This is a genomic window from Kineococcus haloalkalitolerans (assembly GCF_050871905.1).
Taxonomy (GTDB): domain Bacteria; phylum Actinomycetota; class Actinomycetes; order Actinomycetales; family Kineococcaceae; genus Kineococcus.
Window position 1 is genome coordinate 66,337 of record NZ_JBJLSH010000005.1, and the last position, 19,755, is coordinate 86,091.

The following is a 19,755-nucleotide window of genomic DNA, read 5'->3' on the forward strand; positions in this document are numbered from 1 at the left end:
TCAGCCGGTGATGCGCCCGAGCGCGCCCGCGACCAGCGCGGCGTGCAGGCGCAGGCAGGCGGCGGAGATCTCCCGGGCCACCTGCTCCGGCCGCGGCCCCGTCCCGGCGTCGGCGCGGCGGCGCTGCAGCGGCGCCGCGACCTGCTCGGCCAGCCCCACCTCGCGGTCGGCGGCCGACTTGAAGACCCGCAGGTGGCGGGCCTCGATGCCGTACGAGGCCAGCTGGGCGGCCGCCCGCAGCACCTCCAGCGCCTCCCCGTCGTACCAGGGGCCGCCCGGCACGGGGGCCAGCACCCCGAACTGCTCCAGGGCCTCCAGCAGCTCCGGCTCTACGCCCGAGTCGCGCAGCAGCTCCGCGCGCGTCAGCCGCAGCCGGGCCGCGCGGCCGTCGAAGCGGTCCGGGCCCGGGGTGCCCGGCACGGCGGTGTCCTCGGGCGCCACGGGGTGCGCGCTGGGCGAGGCCGGGGGCTCCAGGCCGCGGTCCAGGGCGTCCAGGTTCTCCCGGATGACGCGCAGCGGCAGGTAGTGGTCGCGCTGGGCGGTCAGCACGTACCGCAGCCGCTCCACGTCGCGGGTGGAGAACTTGCGGTACCCCGAGCGGGTGCGCTGGGGCTCGACCAGCCCCTGCTCCTCCAGGAAGCGGATCTTGGAGATGGTCACGTCGGGGTAGTCGGAGGACAGCAGCGCCATGACCTCCCCGATGGTCATGCGCGGCAGGTCCGGGTCCACCGCCTCCGCGCGCGAGAGGGCCGCGCTCACGCGGGCCCCTGCTCCCCCGCGGCGGGAGCCGCCTGCGGACCGGCGTGGGGGCTGGCGTGGTAGACCATCCGGTACTTGCCGACCTGCACCTCGTCGCCCGTGCGCAGCACCGCGTCGTCGATGCGCTCGCGGTTGACGTACGTGCCGTTGAGGCTGCCGACGTCGCGCACCCGGAAGCCCGGGCCCGTGCGGGGGTCGAGGGCGCGCACGAACTCCGCGTGCTTGCGCGAGACCGTCACGTCGTCCAGGAAGATGTCGCTGGACTCGTGCCGCCCGGCGGTGGTGCGGTCGGCGTCCAGCAGGAAGCGCGAGCCGCTGCTGGGCCCGCGCCGCACGATGAGCAGCGCCGAGCCCACCGGCAGGGCGTCGATCGCCGCGGCGTCGTCGGCGGACAGGCCGCCCTCGGGCACCTCGTGCACCTCGGGGACGACGAGGCCCGAGAAGGACATCGTCGAATCGGTGGGACGCTCCTCCGGCGGGTCCGGGACCCGCTGCGGACGCCCGTCCCCCGCGGGCTCACCGCTGGTCTGGCCCGTGGACATCGCACCACCTCTCGACGCGCTGATGGAGCACTGACCGCAGCCGCACGATCACGCTCGCCACCCTAGCCGGGCGGGCGTCAGCCCGTGTGCGCCCGGTAGCCCTCCGCGTCGAGCAGGCCCTCGAGCGCCGAGGGGTCGTCCGCGCGCAGGGTGAACATCCAGCCCTCGCCGTACGGGTCGGCGTTCACCAGGTCCGGGCGGGTCTCCAGGCCGGGGTTGTGCGCCAGGACGGTGCCGGCCACCGGCGCCGTGATGTCGCTGACGCTCTTGGTGGACTCCACCTCCCCGCACGCGGCGCCCGCCGCGACCGTCTCCCCCTCGGCCGGCAGCGAGACGTAGACGACGTCGCCGAGGGCGTCCTGGGCGTGGTCGGTCACCCCGACCCGCAGGGTCCCGTCCTCCTCCACGCGCACCCACTCGTGCTCGGTGGTGTAGCGCAGCTCGGCGGGCACGTCGGACGCCATGCGGGTCCCTCCAGGGGTCGGGCGGAGCGGTGCGGCGGGAGTGCTCCCCCGCCCGCCGCTCAGCGGGCCGGGCGAGCGTACTGAGGCTCCGAGACGGCGTGCAAGGCGCTGATCACGACCTCGTCGCCCGTGCTCACGTCCAGCTCGGCGCCCAGCTGGCGCAGCGTCTCGCGCACCCCGCCGGGGATGTCCAGGGCCGTGGCCAGGGTGTCCGGGGCGCCCACCGCCCGCACCACGTACGGCGGCTGCTCGAGGGCGCCGCCGACCAGGACCCCGGCGCCCGCCCCGCCGGGGGCGTCGGCGAAGGCCGTGCTCGCCACCACGCGCGTGGAGCCGACCTGCACGGCCTCGGCGCCGGCGTCGCGCAGCTCCTGCACCGCCGACAGCAGCGTCGTGCCGGTCACCGCCCCCGCCGGGTCGGTGACCGTCGCGACGATCCCCGGCCCCGAGGCCGGCAGGGTCCCCGCCAGCAGCCCGTACGCGGTGGCCCGCTCCTGCGCCGCGCGCTCGGCCGCCCGCGCGGAGTCGCCGCCCTCGGTCAGCTCCCGCCGCGTCTGCTCCAGGGCGCGCACCTCCTCGGCGAGCCGGTCGGCGCGCCCGGTGGTGTCGTCGAGGATGCGCACGAGGTCCGCCTCGCGCAGGTCCTCCAGCCCCGCCACCTGCGTCTGGCGCACCTGCGCGACCACGCCGAAGCCCAGGACGGCGCACAGCAGCGCGGCCAGCAGCTGACCGCGCGTGGCGCGCGGTACCGCCGCGCGCCCCAGCGCCCGCCACGCCCTCGCCGGCCGGCGCGCCGGGCGCCCGCCCGCACCCCCCGCACCCCCGTCCCGGGCCGCCTCCCCGCCCACGCTCACGCCTTCAGCAGGTGCCGGCGGATCGCGGCGGCGTTGGAGAAGATCCGCACCCCCAGCACCACCACGACGCCCGTGGACAGCTGCGAGCCCACGCCCAGCTGGTCGCCCAGGTAGACGATGAGCGCGGCCACCACGGTGTTGGCGACGAAGGAGACGACGAAGACCCGGTCGTCGAAGATGCCGTCCAGGACGGCGCGCAGGCCGCCGAAGACGGCGTCCAGCGCCGCCACCACGGCGATCGGCAGGTACGGCTGCAGCCACAGCGGCACCTCCGGCTGCAGCAGCACGCCCGCCACGACGCCGACGAGGAGCCCGACCGCGGCGATCACGGCGCCGACGCTACCCGCAGGTCCAGGCGCTCCGCGGCCGGCAGGAGCAGCTCGTCCACGGCCTCCACGTCCGCGCCCAGCCCGTAGTTGTCGCGCAGCGCCTGCAGGTAGCGGCCGGCGACCGTCGTGGCCAGCCGGGTCTGCAGGTCACCGCCGACCGCCTCCACCACGTACGGCGGGGTCAGCGGCCGGTAGTCCACGAGGACCGCCTCGCCGGCGGCGCGGATCGACGACAGCGACGTCAGCCGCACCCCGTCCACGGCCACCGCCTCCGCCCCGGCCAGCCACAGGCCGTTGACGACGACCTGCAGGTCGCGGTCGACGACCCGCTCGCCCGTGCCGGTCGTGGCGTCCGGCGGGGCGTCGGACAGGACGACGCGCACCCCGGGGCCCGTGACGGCCACGGCGCCCGCGGCCACCGCCAGCTCGTCGGCGCGCGCGGCGGCGGCCGAGGCCGCTGCCCCGCCCAGCCGCTCCTGCAGGCGGGCGTTGCCCGCGCGCAGCTCCGCGGCCCGCCCGGCGAGCTCGTCGGCGCGCGCCGTGCCGGCCTCCACCCGCGCCAGCAGCTCCTGGCGGCCGCGGTCGGCGGCCGGGGCGCGCTCGTCGGCGCGCACGGCGGCCACCGCCAGGACGGCACCCACCAGGGCGAGGGCCAGCAGCGTGGCGGCCCGGCCCGCCGCGGGGCGCGGGGAGCCGCCGCGCCGGCGGGCGGCCTCGGCGTAGCCGGGGTCCAGGGGGCGCTGCATGACCTCGGTGATCAGGCTCATGCTGGCGTCGGGACGCCGGCCGCTGCCCCCACCGCTGCTCCCGCCCGCGCTCACGCGCCCGACCCCGCGGCGGGACGGTCGGCCGCGGCCCGCCGCAGCCGCACCACCTGCGCCAGGTAGAGCCCGCCGGCCCACCAGTACAGGCCCGCGCCCCACAGCGCGAAGGCCCAGCCCAGCGCACCGGCGAGCGCCGACAGCGCCGGCACCAGCTCCCCCAGCAGCAGCAGCGGGAAGGCGTACAGCAGGCAGAAGGTGCCCGCCTTGCCCAGGAAGTGCACCGGCAGCGGCCCGTGCCCCAGCCGGGCCAGCACGGGCAGCGTCGCGGTCATGACCACGTCGCGGGCGACGAGCACCACCACGAGCCACCAGGGCACGAGGTCGCGCAGGGCCAGGCCCACGAGGGTGGCGAAGATGTAGAGCCGGTCGGCGAAGGGGTCCAGCAGCTGCCCCAGCGGGGTCACCTGGTCCCAGCGGCGGGCCAGAGCGCCGTCGAGGTAGTCGCTGACCCCGCTGACCACCAGCACCAGCAGCGCCCAGCCGTCCTCGCCGCGCACGACGAGCACCGCGAAGACGGGCACCAGCAGCAGCCGCAGGGCGCTCAGCGCGTTCGGCACCGTCCACACCCGGCCCACCGGCGTCCTCCCCGCTCGTGCCCGCGCCCCGGCGCCCGGGGCGCCCCGACACGCCGGGGCGCTTCGGCGGGCGACCGCCCCCCGGCTCTGGCAGCGTACGGCTCGGCCGGGCCGTGATCGTCGGCGCGCCCGCACCCAGCCGCACCCACGGCGCCCGGACCATCGGGCGTCGCAGCCGTGACGAGAGTCATGATCGAGAGGGCACGCCCATGCGAGTGCTCGGCATCAACGCCGTCTTCCACGACCCCGCGGCCGCGCTGGTCGTCGACGGGCGCACCGTCGCCGCCGCCGAGGAGGAGCGCTTCAGCCGCCGCAAGCACGGCAAGCGGCCCGTGCCGTACTCCACGTGGGAGCTGCCGGAGCTGGCCGTCAAGCACTGCCTGGCCATCGCCGGGCTGCGCCCCGAGGACGTCGACGTCGTCGGCTACTCCTACGACCCGCGCCTGGTGCTGCCCACCTCCGAGCTGGACCTGGGCGACCCGGACGACGCCATCCGCACCCGCTACGCCGAGCGCGCCCCCGAGGCGGTCGAGACGGCCTTCGGCATCGACCGCGCCAAGGTGCGCTTCGTGCCGCACCACGTCGCGCACGCCGCCTCCGCCGCCCTGGCCTCCCCCGAAGCCGCCCGCGCCGGCTCCTCCGCGGTGCTGACGGTCGACGGCCGCGGCGAGCACGTGTCGTCCCTGGCCGGCCGCTACCGCGGCGGGTCCCTGGAGGTGCTGCACGAGCAGCGCCTGCCGGACTCCCTGGGCCTGCTGTACGAGACGCTGACCAGCCACCTGGGCTTCCTGCACTCCTCCGACGAGTACAAGGTCATGGCGCTGGCCAGCTACGGCAAGCCGCGCTTCGCCGACGAGCTGGAGGAGTTCGTCCACGCCACCGGCGACGGCGGGTTCGTGGCCCGCTCGCCCGACTGGTCGCGCTGGGCGCCGCGCCTGCTCGACGGCGAGCAGTGGGACCCGCGCACCGACACCGCGCACGCCGACCTGGCCGCCTCCGTGCAGGAGGTCCTCGAGCGCACCCTCGTCGACGTGGCGCGCTGGCTGCACGAGCGCACCGGCGAGCGCGTCCTGACGATGGCCGGCGGCACCGCCCTGAACTGCGTGGCCAACTCCCGGATCTGGCGCGAGTCGCCGTTCGAGGAGGTGTTCGTCCAGCCCGCCGCGGGCGACTCGGGCACCGCGCTCGGGGCGGCCCTGCAGCTGGCCGCCGACGCCGGCGACGCGCTGGAGCCGATGACGAGCGCGGCGCTGGGCCGCTCCTGGAGCGACGAGGAGCTGGCCGGCTGGCTGGACCGGGCGCGGGTGACCTACACGACGCCCGCGGACCTGGCCGGCGAGGTCGCCGACGTGCTGGCCGCCGACGGCGTCGTGGCCTGGTTCGACGGCCGCGCCGAGTTCGGCCCGCGCGCCCTGGGCCACCGCTCGCTGATGGCGCACCCGGGGAAGAAGGAGAACCTCGAGCGCCTCAACGACGTCAAGGGCCGCGAGCAGTTCCGCCCCGTGGCGCCCATGGTGCTGTCCGAGCGGGCCCGCGACATCTTCTCCGGCGGGCCGTTCCCCAGCCCGTACATGCTCTTCGTGCACGACGTCGCGCAGGAGTGGAAGGATCGGATCCCGGCCGTCACGCACGTCGACGGCACCGCCCGCATCCAGACCATCGACGACGAGCGCACCCCGCGCGTGGCGGCTCTGCTGCGCGCCTTCGAGCAGCGCACCGGTCTGCCCGTGGTGGTCAACACCAGCCTGAACACCGCCGGCCGCCCCATGGTCGACGACCCGCGCGACGCGCTGGAGCTGTTCGGGTCGGCTCCCGTCGACGTCCTCGTGCTCGGCCCGCACCTGGTGCGCCGCAGCACGTTCACGCGGTGAGCGGCGAGAGCGCCTGGTCCGTCGTCGTCCCCACGGTGGGGCGGCCGAGCCTGGACGTCCTGCTGCGGTCCCTGGCCGCGCAGGAGGGTCCGCGGCCCGAGCTCGTGGTCGTCGTCGACGACCGGCGCGAGCACGCGCCGCTGGAGGTGGCCGAGGAGGTGCGCGCGGCGCTGCCGCTGCGGGTGGTCCGCTCCGGCGGGCGCGGACCGGCCGCGGCCCGCAACGCCGGCTGGCGGCGCACCCGCACCGCCTGGGTCGCCTTCGTCGACGACGACGTGCTCCTGCCCGCCGGGTGGGCGCGCGCGCTGCAGGACGACCTGGTCGCCGCCGCGCCCGGCACGGGCGCGGTGCAGGGGCGCATCGAGGTGCCGCTGCCCGCCGGCCGGCGCCCCACCGACTGGGAGCGCGGCACCGCCGGCCTGGCGGGCGCCGCGTGGATCACCGCCGACATGGCCTACCGGCGCGCCGCGCTGGAGGCCGTCGGCGGCTTCGACGAGCGGTTCCCGCGCGCCTTCCGCGAGGACGCGGACCTGGCGCTGCGCGTCCTGGACGCCGGGTGGGAGCTCGTGCGCGGTGAGCACGGGGCCGTGCACCCCGTGCGCCCCGCCGACGACCTGGCCAGCCTGCGCCAGCAGCGCGGCAACGCCGACGACGTCCTCATGGACGCCCTGCACGGGCCCGGCTGGCGCGAGCGCGCCCAGGCACCGCTGGGCCGGCTGCCCCAGCACGCGGCCACGACGGCCGCCGCCCTCGCCGCGGCCGGTCTGCTGGCCGCCCGGCGCCCGCGCGCCGCCGCCCTGGCCGGAGCCGTCTGGCTGGCGCTGACCGGCGAGTTCGCGTGGCGGCGGATCGCGCCCGGCCCCCGCGACGGCGCCGAGGTGCGCCGGATGCTCCTGACCAGCGCCGCGATCCCGCCCGCCGCGGTGTGGCACCGCCTGCGCGCGCAGTGGCGCTGGCGCCGCGGCGCGCCGGCGTGGCCACCGCCGCTGCGCGCGGTCCTGTTCGACCGCGACGGCACCCTGGTGCACGACGTGCCCTACAACGGCGACCCGGAGCTGGTGGAACCCGTGGACGGCGCCGCCGAGGCGGTCCTGCGGGTGCGCGCGGCGGGCCTGGCCACGGGCGTGGTCACCAACCAGTCCGGGGTGGCGCGCGGGCTGCTGACGCGCGAGGACGTCGACCGGGTCAACGCCCGCGTCGGCGACCTCCTCGGCCCCTTCGACACCGTGCAGGTGTGCGAGGACGGCCCGGACGAGCCGTCCACCCACCGCAAGCCGCAGCCGGGCATGGTGCTGGACGCCGCCCGCGCGCTGGGCGTGCTGCCGGCCGAGTGCGCGCTCGTCGGCGACATCGGCGCCGACGTCGAGGCCGCCCTGTCCGCGGGCGCGCGCGGCGTGCTGGTGCCCACGCCCGTCACGCGCGAGGAGGAGGTGCGCGACGCGCCGGAGGTCGCCGCCGACCTCGCCGGCGCCCTCGCCCTGCTGCTGGACGGCACCGGCGCGCGGGCCGCCGGGGCCGGCGAGGGGGGCGCGTGAGGGTCCTCGCCTGCCGCACCGACAACGACGGCGACGTCCTGCTGACCGGGCCGGCCGTGCGGGCGCTGGCGGCCTCGGCCGAGGTGGACGTGCTGGCCGCCCCCGCGGGCGCGGGCGCCGCCCGCCTCCTGCCGGGGGTGCGCGACGTCCTCGTCCTCGACCCGCCGTGGAGCGGGTACGCGCCGCCGGCCGTGGACGCCGCGGCGCTGGAGGGGTTCGTCGCCGACGTCCGCGAGCGCGCCTACGACGCGGCGGTGGTCTTCACCTCCTTCCACCAGAGCCCCCTGCCGCTGGCGCTGCTGCTGCGCCTGGCCGGGGTGCCGCGCCTGGCCGCCGCCAGCGAGGACTACCCCGGCTCGCTGCTGGACGTGCGCCACCGCCGCGAGGCGCCCGGCCTGCCGGAGCGGCACGAGGTGGAGGCCATGCTCGACCTGGCCCGCGCCGCCGGGTTCGCGCTGCCCGAGGGCGACGACGGCCGGCTGCGGGTGCGCGCGGACCTGCCCGACGCCCGCGCTGCGCTGGGCGGCGCGCTGCCGGCCGGCCCGTACGTCGTCGTCCACCCCGGCGCCTCCGTCCCGGCGCGCGCGCCGCTGCCGGGCCAGGCCGCCGAGGCCGTGGCGCAGCTGAGCGCCGAGGGCCGCGCCGTCGTCGTCACCGGCGGGCCCGGCGAGCGGGAGCTGACCGCGCGCGTGGCCGGCCGCCACGGCACCGACCTGGGCGGGCGCACCGACCTGCCGCTGCTGGCCGCGGTCCTGGCGGGCGCCGACGCCGTCGTCGTCGGCAACACCGGCCCGGCGCACCTGGCGGCGGCCGTCGGCACGCCCGTGGTCTCCTGGTTCGCGCCCGTCGTGCCCGCGGCCCGGTGGGCGCCCTACGGGGTGGCGCGCGTGGTGCTGGGCGACCAGGCCGCCGCGTGCGCCGGCACCCGCGCGCGGGAGTGCCCCGTGCCCGGTCACCCCTGCCTGGCGAGCGTCGACACCCCGCGGCTGGTCGCCGCCGTCGACGCCCTCGCCCCGATCCCGACCCCAGGAGGTGCGCCGTGAGGATCCTCGTCTGGCACGTGCACGGTTCGTGGACCACCGCGTTCGTGCAGGGCCGTCACGACTACCTGCTGCCCGTGGTGCCCGACCGCGGCCCCGACGGGCGCGGGCGCGCCCGCACGTGGGACTGGCCCGCGAGCGCCGTGGAGGTCGCCCCGGAGGCGCTGCGCGACGCCGACGTGGACGTCGTGGTGCTGCAGCGCCCCGAGGAGCTGGAGCTGGTCGAGCGCTGGACGGGCCGGCGGCCCGGGCGCGACCTGCCGGCGGTGTACGTGGAGCACGACGCGCCGCGGGCGGGGGCGGCCGACAGCCGGCACCCGCTGGCGGACCAGCGCGAGGTGCCGGTCGCGCACGTGACGGCCTTCAACCGGCTGTACTGGGACTGCGGGCAGGCGCCGACGACGCTCGTGGAGCACGGCGTCGTCGACCCCGGGTACCGCTTCACCGGGGAGTCGGCGTCGCTGGCGGCCCTGGTCAACGAGCCGGTGCGGCGCTGGCGGGTGGCGGGCACGGACGTGCTGCTGCGGGTGGCCGAGCAGGTGCCGGTGCACCTGTACGGCATGGGCGTGGAGTCCCTGGCCGACCGGCTGACGGTCTTCGAGGACCTGCCGCAGGCGGCGGTGCACGACGCGCTGGGCGCGCACCGCGCGTACCTGCACCCCTACCGCTGGACGAGCCTGGGCCTGTCGCTCATCGAGGCCATGATGGCCGGGCTGCCGGTGCTGGCGCTGCCGGCGACGGCGGCGCCGGAGGCCGTGCCGCCGTCGGCCGGGGTGCTCTCCAGCGACCCGGACGTGCTGGTGGCCGCGGCGCGGCGCTGGCTGGCGGACCCGCAGGAGGCCCGCGAGCGCGGCCTGGCGGCGCGCGAGCACGCGCTGGCGGCGTTCGGCGTCGAGCGGTTCCTGGCCGACTGGGACCGGCTGCTGGCGGCGGTGGTCGAGCGTGGCGGGGTGGACCGGCTGACGGGGGTGGTGGCATGAGGCGCGCGCGCGAGCCGCGGCGGATCGCGATGGTGTCCGAGCACGCGAGCCCGCTCGCGGTGCTGGGCGGCGTGGACGCCGGCGGGCAGAACGTGCACGTGGCGGCGCTGGCCGGTGCGCTGGCCGACCGCGGCCACACCGTCGTCGTCTACACCCGGCGCGACGCGCCGGACCTGCCGGCGCGCGCGGCGCTGCGCCGCGGCGTGGAGGTCGTGCACGTGGACGCCGGGCCGGCCGGGCCGGTGCCCAAGGACGAGCTGCCGCCGTTCATGCCGGCGTTCGCGGACGTGCTGCGCGCGGAGTGGGAGCTGGAGCGCCCCGACGTGGTGCACGCGCACTTCTGGATGTCCGGCACGGCGGCGCTGCCGGCCGCGCGGGACCTGGACCTGCCGGTGGTGCAGACCTTCCACGCCCTGGGCAGCGTCAAGCGCCGCTACCAGGGGGCCGCGGACACCAGCCCGCCGCAGCGGCTGGAGGCGGAGCGGACGCTGGCGGCCGAGTGCGACCTCGTGGTCGCCACCTGCAGCGACGAGGTGCACGAGCTGCGCGGCTCCGGCGCGGCGCCGCGGCGCGTGCAGGTCGTGCCGTGCGGGGTGGACGTGGCCCGCTTCGCGCGCCCGCGCAGCGGCCCGGCCGTGGTGGGCGCCAAGCTGCCCGGCTGCCCGACGCGGCTGCTGAGCGTGGGCCGGCTGGTGCCGCGGAAGGGCGTGGACGTGGCGGTGCGGGCGCTGGCGGAGCTGCCGGACGCCGAGCTGGTCGTGGCGGGCGGCCCGGACCCGGCGCAGCTGGACGACGACCCGGAGGCGCGCCGGCTGGTGGCGCTGGCCCGCGAGCACGGGGTGGCCGAGCGGCTGCGGATGGTCGGGCGGGTGGACCCGGCGGACCTGCCGGGCCTGCTGGCCTCGGCGGACGTGCTGGTGGCCACCCCCTGGTACGAGCCGTTCGGCATCGCGGTGCTGGAGGCCATGGCCGCCGGGCTGCCGGTGGTGGCCAGCGCGGTGGGCGGGATGCTCGACACCGTCCGCGATGGCGGGACGGGCCGGCTGGTGCCGGTGGACGCGGCCGGGCACGCCGACCCGGCCGCGGTCGCGGCGGCCGTGCGCTCGGTGGTGGCCGACCCGGCGACGGCGGCGCGACTGGGCGCGGCCGGGCAGGACGTGGCCCGCCGGAGCTACGACTGGGCGCGGGTGGCCGCGGCCACCGAGGCCGCCTACGAGAAGGTGCTCGCGCTGCCGCGGCGCACGGCGCCCAACGGGCGCCCGACGACGCGGGCGTGGCTGAGCGAGCACGTCGTGGAGCTGCAGGGGGTGCTGCGGGCGCTGGAGGCCGAGGGCGAGCGCCTGGACCGCTGGGGCCGGCACCTGGTCGACGTGGTCGACAGCGGCGGGCGGCTGCTGGTGGCCGGCAACGGCGGCAGCGCCGCCGAGGCGCAGCACCTGACCGCCGAGCTGGTGGGCCGCTTCGTCGGCGAGCGCCGGCCGCTGTCGGCGCTGTCGCTGCACGCGGAGACCTCGACGGTGACGGCGGTCGTCAACGACTACGGCCCCGACGAGGTGTACGCCCGGCAGGTGGAGGCGCACGGGCGTCCCGGGGACGTGCTGCTGCTGCTGTCCACCAGCGGGCGCAGCGCGAACCTGCTGCGGGCCGCCGAGCGCGCCCGCGCGGGCGGGGTGACGACGTGGGCGCTGACGACGAGCGCGGCGAACCCGCTGGCGGCGGTGTGCGACGACGCGCTGGGGCTGCCGGGGCCGTCGACGTCGGCGATCCAGGAGGGGCACCTGATGGCGGTGCACGCGCTGTGCGTGGCGGTGGAGGCGCACCTGCCGGCCGTGCGCAGCACCACGACGGTGGACCTGACGGCCGTGCGGGCGGAGGTGTCCGCGTGAGCGCTGCGCCGCGGCGCGTGGTCGTGGTCGGCGACGTGGTCCTGGACCGCGAGCTGGTCGGCGGGGTGCACCGGGTGGCGCCGGACGCCCCGGTGCCGGTGGTCGACCTCGAGCAGACGGTGGAGTCGCCCGGTGGGGCGGGGCTGACGGCCCTCCTGGCGGCCGGGCCGGGGGACGCGCCGGTGCGGGTGGCGCTAGTGGCGCCCGTGGCCGACGACGAGGCCGGTCGCCGGCTGGTGGAGCTGCTGCCGGGCGTGGAGGTCGTGGTGCTGCCGCACGCCGGCGGTACCCGTCGCAAGTCGCGGGTGCGCGGCAACGGGCAGGTGCTGCTGCGCCTGGACGACGGCGGCCCGGGCTCGCCGGGGCCGCTGGACGCGCCGCTGCGCGCGCGGGTGGCCGGGCTGCTCGCCGAGGCCGACGTGGTGCTGGTCTCGGACTACGGGGCGGGCACGACCCGCGACCCGGTGCTGCGCGAGCTGCTGACGTCCGTGGCGGCGAGCACACCGGTGGTGTGGGACCCGCACCCGCGCGGCGGGGACCCGGTGCCCGGCTGCGCGCTGGTGACGCCCAACCTCGCCGAGGCGCGGGCGGCGGCCGGGGACGGGTCGCTGGGCGCCGCGGAGGCCGCCGCGCTGGTGCGCGAGCGCTGGGCCGCGCGCGCGGTGTGCGTGACGGCCGGCGCGGACGGCGCGTTCTGCGCGGTGGCCGGCAGCGAGGTGCTGCACGTGCCGGCGGTGCCGGCGGCCGGCGACCCGTGCGGGGCCGGGGACCGCTTCGCGGCCACGGCCGCCGTGCGGATCGCCGCCACGGGCGCGCTGTCGCCGGCGGTGGCGCGCGCGGTCGAGGACGCCTCGGCGTGGGTGGCCCGCGGCGGGACGAGCGGGTTCTTCGCGCGCGCCGCCGCGACGGACGGGGCGACCGCGACCGCGCCCCGCACCGCCGCGGCGCGCGGCGCGGAGAGCGCGCGGGAGGTCGCGGCGCGGGTGCGGGCGGCCGGCGGGACGCTGGTGGCCACGGGCGGTTGCTTCGACGTCCTGCACGCCGGGCACGTCGGCTGCCTGGAGGCCGCGCGGGCCCTGGGCGACGCGCTGGTGGTGCTGGTGAACTCCGACGCCTCGGTGGCCCGCCTGAAGGGCCCGGGCCGGCCCGTGGTCGGCCAGGCCGACCGCGAGCGGGTGCTGCGGGCGCTGTCCAGCGTCGACGCGGTCGTCGTCTTCGACGAGGACGACCCGCGGGCGGCGCTGGAGGCGCTGCGACCGGACGTGTGGGCCAAGGGCGGTGACTACGGCGGCGCGGAGCTGCCGGAGGCGCCGCTGGTGCGCGGCTGGGGCGGGCGGGTCGTGCTGCTGCCCTACCTGGACGGGCGCTCGACCACCCGCATCCTCGAGCGGGGCCGCGCGTGATCCTGGCGCTGCGCGCGCTGGGGCTGGGGGACCTGCTGGCGGGGGTGCCGGCCCTGCGCGGCCTGCGCCGGCTGCACCCGGAGGAGCGCCTGGTGCTGGCGGCCCCGCGCGCGGTGGGCGAGTTCCTGCGGGTGCGCGGTGTCGTCGACGAGGTGCTGGCGACCTCGTGGCTGGACCCGCTGCCGCCGGTCGCGGCGCCGGACCTGGCGGTGGACCTGCACGGGCGCGGGCCGGAGAGCCGCGCCCTGCTGGCGGCGACCGGGCCGCGGGAGCTGCTGGGGTTCGCCACCGACGGCCACCCGGACGGGCCGGTGTGGGTGCGCGACGAGCACGAGGTGCTGCGCTGGTGCCGGCTGGTGGGCGCCGGGACGCCGGAGGACCTGCGGCTGGGCTCCGGCACGGGCACCGGGCCCGTGGTGGTGCACCCGGGCGCCGCGTCGGGTTCGCGCCGCTGGCCGGTCGAGCGGTGGGCGCGGGTGGTGCGCGCCCTGGTGCCGGACTCCCCCGTCGTCGTCACCGGCACCGCGGACGAGGCGCACCTGGGCGCGGCGCTGGCCGCGGCGGGGGCGCGGGACCTGTGCGGGACGCAGTCGCTGGAGGAGCTGGCCCGCACGGTCGCCGACGCGCGGCTGGTGCTGTCCGGGGACACGGGCACCGCCCACCTGGCCACGGCCTTCGGCGCGCCGTCGGTGCTGCTGTTCGGGCCGACGCCGCCGCACTGGTGGGGCCCGGCGGTCGACCCTCACCTGCACACGGTGCTGTGGCACGGCGACCCGGCCGCCGACGACTACGTCGGCGACCCGCACGCCGACGAGGTGGACCCGACGCTGGCGGAGATCGGCGTCGAGGAGGTGCTGGCGGCCGTCGCGGCGCTGCGCGGGTGAGGTCCGGCGGCGGGAACCCGTTGTCCCCGCGGCCGGTGCGGGGGCAGGGTGGCACCGTGAAGCTCGGCGCCGTCGCCCTGGACACCCCGGACCCCGCGGGCCTCGCCCGCTTCTACGCCGGACTGCTCGGCTGGGAGGTCGACGAGGAGGAGTCCTCCGACGACTGGGTGGAGGTGCGCGGGGACGGGCACGTCCTGGCCTTCCAGCTGGCCCCGGACCACGTGCGCCCCACCTGGCCGGCCAGCGGGGTCCCGCAGCAGGTGCACCTGGACCTGCACGTGCCCGCGTTCGAGGACGCCGAGCGGCGCGCGCTGGAGCTGGGCGCGACCGTCCTGGACACCTCGCCGCAGCACCCGACGTGGCGCGTGTACGCCGACCCGGCCGGGCACCCGTTCTGCCTGTGCCTGGACGGGTCCGGGGAGACCTCCGGGGAGCCGCCGGAGGACTGAACGGGCCGGGAACGGCTCACCGGCCGGTCCCCGCACCGTCCCCGCCGCGCCCGCCGGTGCCGCCACCTGGCCGGTGCGCCGACCCGCGGGCGTGGGAGCCTCGGGGACCGTGACGAGGACGCAGGACGGGACGGCGCCGGGCGCGCGGCGGTCGGGGCTGGCGCGCGCCGGGGACGCCGTCGGCCGGTGGTTCGCGGTGGTGGTGCTCGCGGCGGGAGCGCTGGCGCTGGCGTTCCCCGCCGTCCCGGCGGGCTGGACGCCGGCGGTGCCGTGGCTGCTCAGCGTGATCATGCTGGGGATGGGCATGACGCTGCGGCCGGTGGACTTCGCGCTCATCAGCCGCCGGCCGTGGGCGCTGCTGCTGGGGGTGGCCGCGCAGTTCACGATCATGCCGCTGCTGGGCTGGGGCGTGGCGCACCTGCTGGGCCTGCCGCCGGTCCTGGCGGCGGGGATGGTCCTCGTGGGCGCGGCGCCGGGCGGGACGGCCTCCAACGTCGTGGTGTACCTGGCGCGCGGCGACACGGCCCTGTCGGTGGCGATGACGTCGGTGTCCACGCTGCTGGCGCCGTTCCTGACCCCGCTGCTCGTGCTGGCGCTCGTCGGGGAGTCGCTGCCGGTCAGCGGGACGGCGCTGTTCACCTCGATCGTGCAGATCGTCCTGGTGCCCGTGGTGGCCGGGCTGCTGCTGCGGCTGCTGCTGCCGCGCCTGGTGGAGCGCTGCCTGGACGCGCTGCCGCTGGTGTCCGTCGCGGGCATCGCCGTCGTCGTGATGGCCGTCGTGGCCGGCAGCGCGGACACGCTGCTGGAGGTCGGTGGCCTGCTGGTCGTGGCCGTGGTGCTGCACAACCTCGGCGGGTTCGCGCTCGGCTACGGCGTGGGCCGGCTGTGCCGGGTGCCGGTGGCCAGCCGCCGGGCGATCAGCGTGGAGGTGGGGATGCAGAACTCCGGGCTGGCCGCGGCGCTGGCGACGGTCCACGTGGCCCCGGCCGCCGCGCTGCCCGCGGCGATCTTCTCGGTGTGGCACAACGTGTCCGGCTCGCTGCTGGCGAGCTGGTGGTCGCGCCGCCCGGTCGCGGACGCGGCTCAGGTGGACGTGCGGGCCGGGGTCAGCCGGTCGGCGGACAGGTAGAGGCGCAGCGCCGCGACGAGGACGCCGCCCGGCGCGGCCGCGAGGTCGAACGCGAGGCAGAACGGGACCGCCGGTCCCTCACCACCGGTGAACTCGCCCTCCAGGTGGGCGCGCTCGTCGGTCACGTCCAGCGACAGGCCGCGCGGCCGCTCGACGTACGCCCCGCCGTGCAGGTCGAGGACGTGCTCGCGGACGGCGGCGCGGCCGCGGAACTCCTCCCCGGTGGCGCAGTCGGTCCACACCACGTCCTCGGCGTAGCAGGCGCTGAAGTCGTCACCGGCGCTCATCAGGTCGAAGTACCGCTGCAGCAGCGCCCGGTTCTCCCCGGCGGTGGGCATCGCTGTCCCCCCCTCCTCGCTGTCCTGGCGCGCCCAGGGTCCTGCACCGGCGCGCCGGGGTCCAGGACCGGGTGCGCGTCCGGCGGGGAACCCGGTTGCCGCGGCACGGCGCCGCTGGCAGCGTCCGGCGGGTGGAACCCGCGCTCCTGCTCACCGGCGCCGCCGGCAGCGTCGCCCGCCAGCTGCTGCCGGGGCTGTCCGGGTACCGGCTGCGGCTGCTGGACCGCGACGCCCCGGCCCCGGACGGCCTCCCCGACGACGCGCAGGTGCTCACCGGTGAGCTGACCGACCGGGACCTGCTCGCGCGGGCCGTCGACGGCGTCGACGCGGTGGTGCACCTGGCCGGCGACCCGCGCCCCGACGCGCCGTGGGACGACCTGCTCGGCCCGAACGTCGACGGCTTCGCGGCGCTGCTCGGCGCGGCCGCCGGGCACGGCGTCCGCCGCGTCGTGTACGCCAGCTCGGTGCACGCGGTGGGCCGCTGGGAGGGGGCCGGGCGCACTCCGGTGCGCGCGGACTGGCCCACGGCGCCGTGCTGCGCGTACGGGGCGACGAAGGTGTTCGACGAGGCCGTCGCCTCCGTGGCGAGCCACCGGCACGGGCTGAGCACGATCGGGCTGCGGCTGGGCGCCACGGTGCCGGTGCCGCGGGTGCGCAGCCAGCTGACGGGGTGGCTGGGCCCGGCGGACCTGCACCGCCTCGTGCGGGGGGCGCTGGCCACCGGCACGGTCTGCGGCGTGTACCCGGGGACGTCGGCGAACACCGGCGGCCACTGGGACCTGGGCCCGGCCGTGGACGACCTCGGCTACGCCCCGGAGCTGGACTCCGCGGTGCACGCCGGCGACGTCGAGGACGACGGCACGGACGTCACGACGTGCGGGTGAACCCGACCGCGGGTGCGCCGGACGGGCCGCCGGACGCCGGTCTCGTGCGCGCCGCCCACGCCGACGCGTGGGCGCAGCTGGCGCGGGCGCGTCCCGGCGGGGCGGTCGCCGAGCTGCCCGGGGTGCGGCTGGCCTCCAGCGGCCTGCCGCACCCGCAGTTCAACGGTGCCGACCTCGTCGACCCCGCGCTCGCGGACCCCGGTGCCGTGGCGGCCTGGTTCGCCGGGCAGGGCGTGCCGTGGGCGTGGCGCACGCCGCCCGGGCTGTCCCGTCCGCCGGGGCGGCTCGTCGTGGCGCAGCGGCTCATGGCGGTGCGCGCGGACGGTCTGCGGTCCGCGGCACCGCCGGCCGGTGCGCAGCTGCGGTCGGCGGGACCGGAGGACCTCGAGGACGTCGTGGCGGTGGACGTGACGGCCTTCGGCGGAGCCGCCGGGCAGGCGCGCGCCTGGATCGCCCCGCACCTGGCGGCCGGTGCGGTGCGGGCCGGCGTGCAGGTCTGCCTCGCCCGCGTCGACGGGCGCGCGGTCGGCACGGCCTACGCCGTGCGCTCCGACGGCGCCGCCGGGCCGGCGGTGCTGCTGGCGGGCGTCGGGGTCGTCCCGGACGCCCGCGGGCGCGGTCTGGGCGCGGCGCTGTCGTCGTGGCTGCTGGCGCGCGCCGTCGCGGCGGGCGCCCGGCTGGCGCACCTGCAGCCCGACGACGAGCGGGCCGCGCGCGTGTACGCCCGGCTGGGGTTCGCCGAGGTCGACGGCCTCGAGGTGCGCGCCCCCGAGGAGCCCGCCGCCGGTGGCGGGAGCGGTGCGGGACCGGGAGGGTGAGCGTCGTGGACACCGTGCTCGACACGACGAGGGCGCACATGCGCTCCGGGGGGGGGGGGGGGGGGGGGGGGGGGGGGGGGGGGGGGGGGGGGGGGGGGGGGGGGGGGGGGGGGGGGGGGGGGGGGGGGGGGGGGGGGGGGGGGGTGGACGGTGCGGGCGTCTGCGCGGGAGCCGTCGGCGGCGCGGGGGCCCCCGCCCCCCCCGCGGTGCTGGCCCGGGCCGCGGGGGTCGGCGCCCTCGCCGGGCTGGCCGGGGCGTCCGCGACGGCGGTGAGCCAGCGCGTCGAGCGCGCCGTGACCGGGCGGCCGGCCTCCTACGTGGCCGGGCGCACCCTGCTGCTGCTGGCGGGGCGCTCCCCCGGCGACGACGAGCGCCCGGCGGCGGCCACGGCGGCCATGCGGGTGGGCACGAGCGTGGCGCTGGGCGCCCTGCGCGGGGTGTGGCGGGCCAGCGGGCTCGTCGTGGTCCGGGCGACCGTCGCGCAGACGCTGACGCGGATCATCGTCGACCAGACGCTGGAGAACGCCACGGGCGCGGGCGCGCCGCCGCGCACCTGGCGGCGCGGGGAGGGCGTCGTCGAGGTGCTGCACGCGGCCGTCGACGCGATCGCCACCGGTCTGGTCGTGGAGAACCTGGTCGACCCGGTGCTGGAGTCCCGGCGCGGTACCGCCAGCCACTGACCCCGGTGGCGGGCCGGGGCCGCCGTCAGCGGCGGGCCTCCTCCCGCAGGGGCCGGACGGCCGGCGGGACGGCGTCGCCGACCACGGCGGGGAACTCGCAGGTGAAGCTGCCCGAGTACCCGGCCAGCGGCCCGAAGCGGGCGTTGGAGACGGCGACGGCGATCGTGAACCGCTCGCGCTCGGCGTCCCAGCCCTCGGTCAGGACCGCGGTGCCGGACAGCGCCATCGGGAACCGGAAGGCCACCGGGCCCTCGTAGAAGCGCTGCGCGCCGGAGACGATGCGCAGGCTGCCGTCCGGCAGCACCGAGGGGCGCAGGTCCACCGCGAGGTGCTGGTGCGTGCCGAGGTAGTCCAGGACCCGGCCGGGGCCGTCGGCCACGAGGGTGGCGTCGAAGCGGCGGCGCCGGCCGGGCCGCACCTCGAAGGTGCGCACGACGGTGACGGTCTCGCGGCCCAGGGAGTCGCGGTACGCGTAGTTCTCCACGCTGAACGGCACGTCGGTGGCCGAGTCCGGGACGAGGATGTTGCGCCAGGCGCCCAGGTGCAGGAACGGCAGCGTCCACGCCGGCCCGTGCCACACCCGGTCCATCGTGCCGCGGCCCACGCAGGAGTACCCGGCGGCGGTGGACACGCCGAACCGCCGGCGCAGCATCGGGTGCAGGTGCTGCGCGTCCTCGCCGAGGGCGCCCAGCACGACGCTGCCCGCGAGGTCGGGCACGGGTTCCGGCGCGCCCGCGGGAGCGCTCACGGGGTGCCCGCGGGACGCTCGGGGCGCGCCGGCCGGCGTCCGCACCGCCGTGCCGAGGGGGTGCCGCGGCCCACGGGCACGAGGACGGCGGCGGCCACCGCGAGCGCCGCGACCGCGGCCCCCGCCGGGCGCCGGGTCCGCAGCGCCGGCGCCGCGAGCGCCACCAGCAGCGCCCGCGCCGCCACGTCGGCCAGCGCGCGGTCGCGGGCCCGTGCCGGGTCGACGCCCTCCTGCGCCCACAGCCGCAGCCGGTCGAAGCTCCACGCGGTGGCCCAGCCGACCGCGGGCCGCACGAGCACCGGGTCCAGGAGGCGGCCCAGGGGCCCCCAGCCGGGGGCGTAGTCGTAGCCGGTGCTGAAGCGGAACCCCCGCGCGGTGGGCTCGTAGCGCCAGTACCCCGAGCCCTCGCCCAGCGGCGAGAGCCGGCCGTGCGGGCTGAACCGCAGCGCCGAGGTGCCCCGGCCGTCAGCGCCGCGCCGCTCGCCCACCGAGACACCGGTGCCGGTCACGGTGACCAGCGGCAGGCGCGGGTGCGGCAGCGACAGGACGTAGGTGAAGCGCTGCCGGCCGTCCGCGCCGGGCGCGCCGTCCGGGTGGACCTCCGGGTGGATCGCCGGGTGGATGGCCGAGAAGCGCAGGTCCCAGCGCGAGTGCTGGGCGGGGTCCTGCGTCAGCTGCCACAGCGTGTCCGCGTCGCAGCGCACGAGGGTGTCGACGAACAGGGGCGGCACGCGATCACGCTAGCCGGGCGGCGACCTCCCGC

General features: G+C 78.7%; 22 protein-coding genes. 12 read left to right on the plus strand and 10 right to left on the minus strand.

Annotated features, from left to right (window positions below):
• From ftsR to ACRYMY_RS03910, 7 genes are all read right to left on the minus strand, one after another.
• The gene (gene ftsR, locus ACRYMY_RS03880; RefSeq protein ID WP_432546010.1) at nt 1–708 is read right to left on the minus strand and encodes a transcriptional regulator FtsR; all 708 of its coding nucleotides are present in this window, start codon (nt 706–708) and stop codon (nt 1–3) included.
• Nucleotides 709–755: 47 nt separating this feature from the next.
• Complete coding sequence (locus tag ACRYMY_RS03885; protein ID WP_432545951.1) at nt 756–1,301, minus strand: FHA domain-containing protein; 546 nt, start codon at nt 1,299–1,301, stop codon at nt 756–758.
• A gap of 77 nt (nt 1,302–1,378) precedes the next feature.
• Nucleotides 1,379–1,765: a glycine cleavage system protein GcvH gene (gcvH, locus tag ACRYMY_RS03890; protein WP_369054083.1), complete on the minus strand. Its 387-nt coding sequence runs from the start codon at nt 1,763–1,765 to the stop codon at nt 1,379–1,381.
• A 59-nt stretch (nt 1,766–1,824) separates the two neighbouring features.
• Nucleotides 1,825–2,619 carry a DUF881 domain-containing protein gene (locus ACRYMY_RS03895; RefSeq protein ID WP_432545952.1) on the minus strand — a complete coding sequence of 265 codons (795 nt, stop codon included), beginning with the start codon at nt 2,617–2,619 and terminating at the stop codon, nt 1,825–1,827.
• On the minus strand, nt 2,616–2,948 hold the full coding sequence (locus tag ACRYMY_RS03900) for a small basic family protein (protein ID WP_369054081.1): 333 nt from the start codon (nt 2,946–2,948) through the stop codon (nt 2,616–2,618). The genes ACRYMY_RS03895 and ACRYMY_RS03900 overlap by 4 nt, the downstream gene beginning before the upstream one ends.
• Nucleotides 2,945–3,715, minus strand: coding sequence for a DUF881 domain-containing protein (locus ACRYMY_RS03905; RefSeq protein WP_432545953.1), 771 nt, complete (start codon nt 3,713–3,715; stop codon nt 2,945–2,947). Before ACRYMY_RS03905 ends, ACRYMY_RS03900 begins: the two co-directional genes overlap by 4 nt.
• 50 nt (nt 3,716–3,765) lie before the next feature.
• Nucleotides 3,766–4,338 (minus strand): CDP-alcohol phosphatidyltransferase family protein, encoded by a 573-nt coding sequence (locus tag ACRYMY_RS03910; RefSeq protein ID WP_432546011.1) that lies wholly within the window; start codon nt 4,336–4,338, stop codon nt 3,766–3,768.
• A gap of 218 nt (nt 4,339–4,556) precedes the next feature.
• Between ACRYMY_RS03910 and ACRYMY_RS03915 the strand changes: the two genes are divergently transcribed.
• The 9 genes from ACRYMY_RS03915 (at nt 4,557) to ACRYMY_RS03955 (ending at nt 15,524) form a co-directional block, all read left to right on the plus strand.
• Nucleotides 4,557–6,218, plus strand: a complete 1,662-nt coding sequence (locus ACRYMY_RS03915) for a carbamoyltransferase family protein (RefSeq protein ID WP_432545954.1) — start codon at nt 4,557–4,559, stop codon at nt 6,216–6,218.
• Nucleotides 6,215–7,753 (plus strand): HAD-IIIA family hydrolase, encoded by a 1,539-nt coding sequence (locus ACRYMY_RS03920; RefSeq protein ID WP_432545955.1) that lies wholly within the window; start codon nt 6,215–6,217, stop codon nt 7,751–7,753. Before ACRYMY_RS03915 ends, ACRYMY_RS03920 begins: the two co-directional genes overlap by 4 nt.
• Nucleotides 7,750–8,796, plus strand: a complete 1,047-nt coding sequence (locus ACRYMY_RS03925) for a glycosyltransferase family 9 protein (protein ID WP_432545956.1) — start codon at nt 7,750–7,752, stop codon at nt 8,794–8,796. The genes ACRYMY_RS03920 and ACRYMY_RS03925 overlap by 4 nt, the downstream gene beginning before the upstream one ends.
• Nucleotides 8,793–9,773 carry a glycosyltransferase gene (locus tag ACRYMY_RS03930; protein ID WP_432545957.1) on the plus strand — a complete coding sequence of 327 codons (981 nt, stop codon included), beginning with the start codon at nt 8,793–8,795 and terminating at the stop codon, nt 9,771–9,773. Before ACRYMY_RS03925 ends, ACRYMY_RS03930 begins: the two co-directional genes overlap by 4 nt.
• Nucleotides 9,770–11,659, plus strand: coding sequence for a glycosyltransferase (locus ACRYMY_RS03935; protein ID WP_432545958.1), 1,890 nt, complete (start codon nt 9,770–9,772; stop codon nt 11,657–11,659). Before ACRYMY_RS03930 ends, ACRYMY_RS03935 begins: the two co-directional genes overlap by 4 nt.
• Nucleotides 11,656–13,062 (plus strand): PfkB family carbohydrate kinase, encoded by a 1,407-nt coding sequence (locus ACRYMY_RS03940; protein WP_432545959.1) that lies wholly within the window; start codon nt 11,656–11,658, stop codon nt 13,060–13,062. The genes ACRYMY_RS03935 and ACRYMY_RS03940 overlap by 4 nt, the downstream gene beginning before the upstream one ends.
• On the plus strand, nt 13,059–13,946 hold the full coding sequence (locus ACRYMY_RS03945; RefSeq protein WP_432545960.1) for a glycosyltransferase family 9 protein: 888 nt from the start codon (nt 13,059–13,061) through the stop codon (nt 13,944–13,946). The genes ACRYMY_RS03940 and ACRYMY_RS03945 overlap by 4 nt, the downstream gene beginning before the upstream one ends.
• A gap of 56 nt (nt 13,947–14,002) precedes the next feature.
• Entirely contained in the window at nt 14,003–14,395 is a 393-nt protein-coding gene (locus ACRYMY_RS03950; RefSeq protein ID WP_432545961.1) for a VOC family protein, read from the plus strand.
• A gap of 109 nt (nt 14,396–14,504) precedes the next feature.
• Entirely contained in the window at nt 14,505–15,524 is a 1,020-nt protein-coding gene (locus tag ACRYMY_RS03955) for a bile acid:sodium symporter family protein (RefSeq protein WP_432545962.1), read from the plus strand.
• Here ACRYMY_RS03955 and ACRYMY_RS03960 read toward each other — a convergent pair.
• Nucleotides 15,479–15,862 (minus strand): nuclear transport factor 2 family protein, encoded by a 384-nt coding sequence (locus tag ACRYMY_RS03960; protein WP_432545963.1) that lies wholly within the window; start codon nt 15,860–15,862, stop codon nt 15,479–15,481. The genes ACRYMY_RS03955 and ACRYMY_RS03960 overlap by 46 nt on opposite strands.
• 131 nt (nt 15,863–15,993) lie before the next feature.
• Between ACRYMY_RS03960 and ACRYMY_RS03965 the strand changes: the two genes are divergently transcribed.
• The 3 genes from ACRYMY_RS03965 (at nt 15,994) to ACRYMY_RS03975 (ending at nt 18,244) form a co-directional block, all read left to right on the plus strand.
• Nucleotides 15,994–16,746, plus strand: a complete 753-nt coding sequence (locus ACRYMY_RS03965) for an NAD-dependent epimerase/dehydratase family protein (RefSeq protein WP_432545964.1) — start codon at nt 15,994–15,996, stop codon at nt 16,744–16,746.
• On the plus strand, nt 16,743–17,564 hold the full coding sequence (locus ACRYMY_RS03970) for a GNAT family N-acetyltransferase (RefSeq protein WP_432545965.1): 822 nt from the start codon (nt 16,743–16,745) through the stop codon (nt 17,562–17,564). The genes ACRYMY_RS03965 and ACRYMY_RS03970 overlap by 4 nt, the downstream gene beginning before the upstream one ends.
• Before the next feature lie 143 nt (nt 17,565–17,707).
• Nucleotides 17,708–18,244, plus strand: coding sequence for a hypothetical protein (locus tag ACRYMY_RS03975; RefSeq protein WP_432545966.1), 537 nt, complete (start codon nt 17,708–17,710; stop codon nt 18,242–18,244).
• Nucleotides 18,245–18,269: 25 nt separating this feature from the next.
• On the opposite strand, the gene ACRYMY_RS03980 is transcribed toward ACRYMY_RS03975, so the two are convergent.
• Together ACRYMY_RS03980 and ACRYMY_RS03985 are read right to left on the minus strand one after the other, a co-directional pair.
• Nucleotides 18,270–18,992 (minus strand): DUF4166 domain-containing protein, encoded by a 723-nt coding sequence (locus ACRYMY_RS03980; protein WP_432545967.1) that lies wholly within the window; start codon nt 18,990–18,992, stop codon nt 18,270–18,272.
• Nucleotides 18,989–19,723: a hypothetical protein gene (locus ACRYMY_RS03985; protein WP_432545968.1), complete on the minus strand. Its 735-nt coding sequence runs from the start codon at nt 19,721–19,723 to the stop codon at nt 18,989–18,991. Before ACRYMY_RS03985 ends, ACRYMY_RS03980 begins: the two co-directional genes overlap by 4 nt.
• Nucleotides 19,724–19,755: the final 32 nt, after the last annotated feature.

Coding starts and splice junctions, on each gene's coding strand:
- ftsR (WP_432546010.1), bottom strand. CDS start 708: ATGACCATCGGGGAGGTCATGGCGCTGCTGTCCTCCGACTACCCCGAC.
- ACRYMY_RS03885 (WP_432545951.1), bottom strand. CDS start 1,301: ATGTCCACGGGCCAGACCAGCGGTGAGCCCGCGGGGGACGGGCGTCCG.
- gcvH (WP_369054083.1), bottom strand. CDS start 1,765: ATGGCGTCCGACGTGCCCGCCGAGCTGCGCTACACCACCGAGCACGAG.
- ACRYMY_RS03905 (WP_432545953.1), bottom strand. CDS start 3,715: ATGAGCCTGATCACCGAGGTCATGCAGCGCCCCCTGGACCCCGGCTAC.
- ACRYMY_RS03915 (WP_432545954.1), top strand. CDS start 4,557: ATGCGAGTGCTCGGCATCAACGCCGTCTTCCACGACCCCGCGGCCGCG.
- ACRYMY_RS03935 (WP_432545958.1), top strand. CDS start 9,770: ATGAGGCGCGCGCGCGAGCCGCGGCGGATCGCGATGGTGTCCGAGCAC.
- ACRYMY_RS03960 (WP_432545963.1), bottom strand. CDS start 15,862: ATGCCCACCGCCGGGGAGAACCGGGCGCTGCTGCAGCGGTACTTCGAC.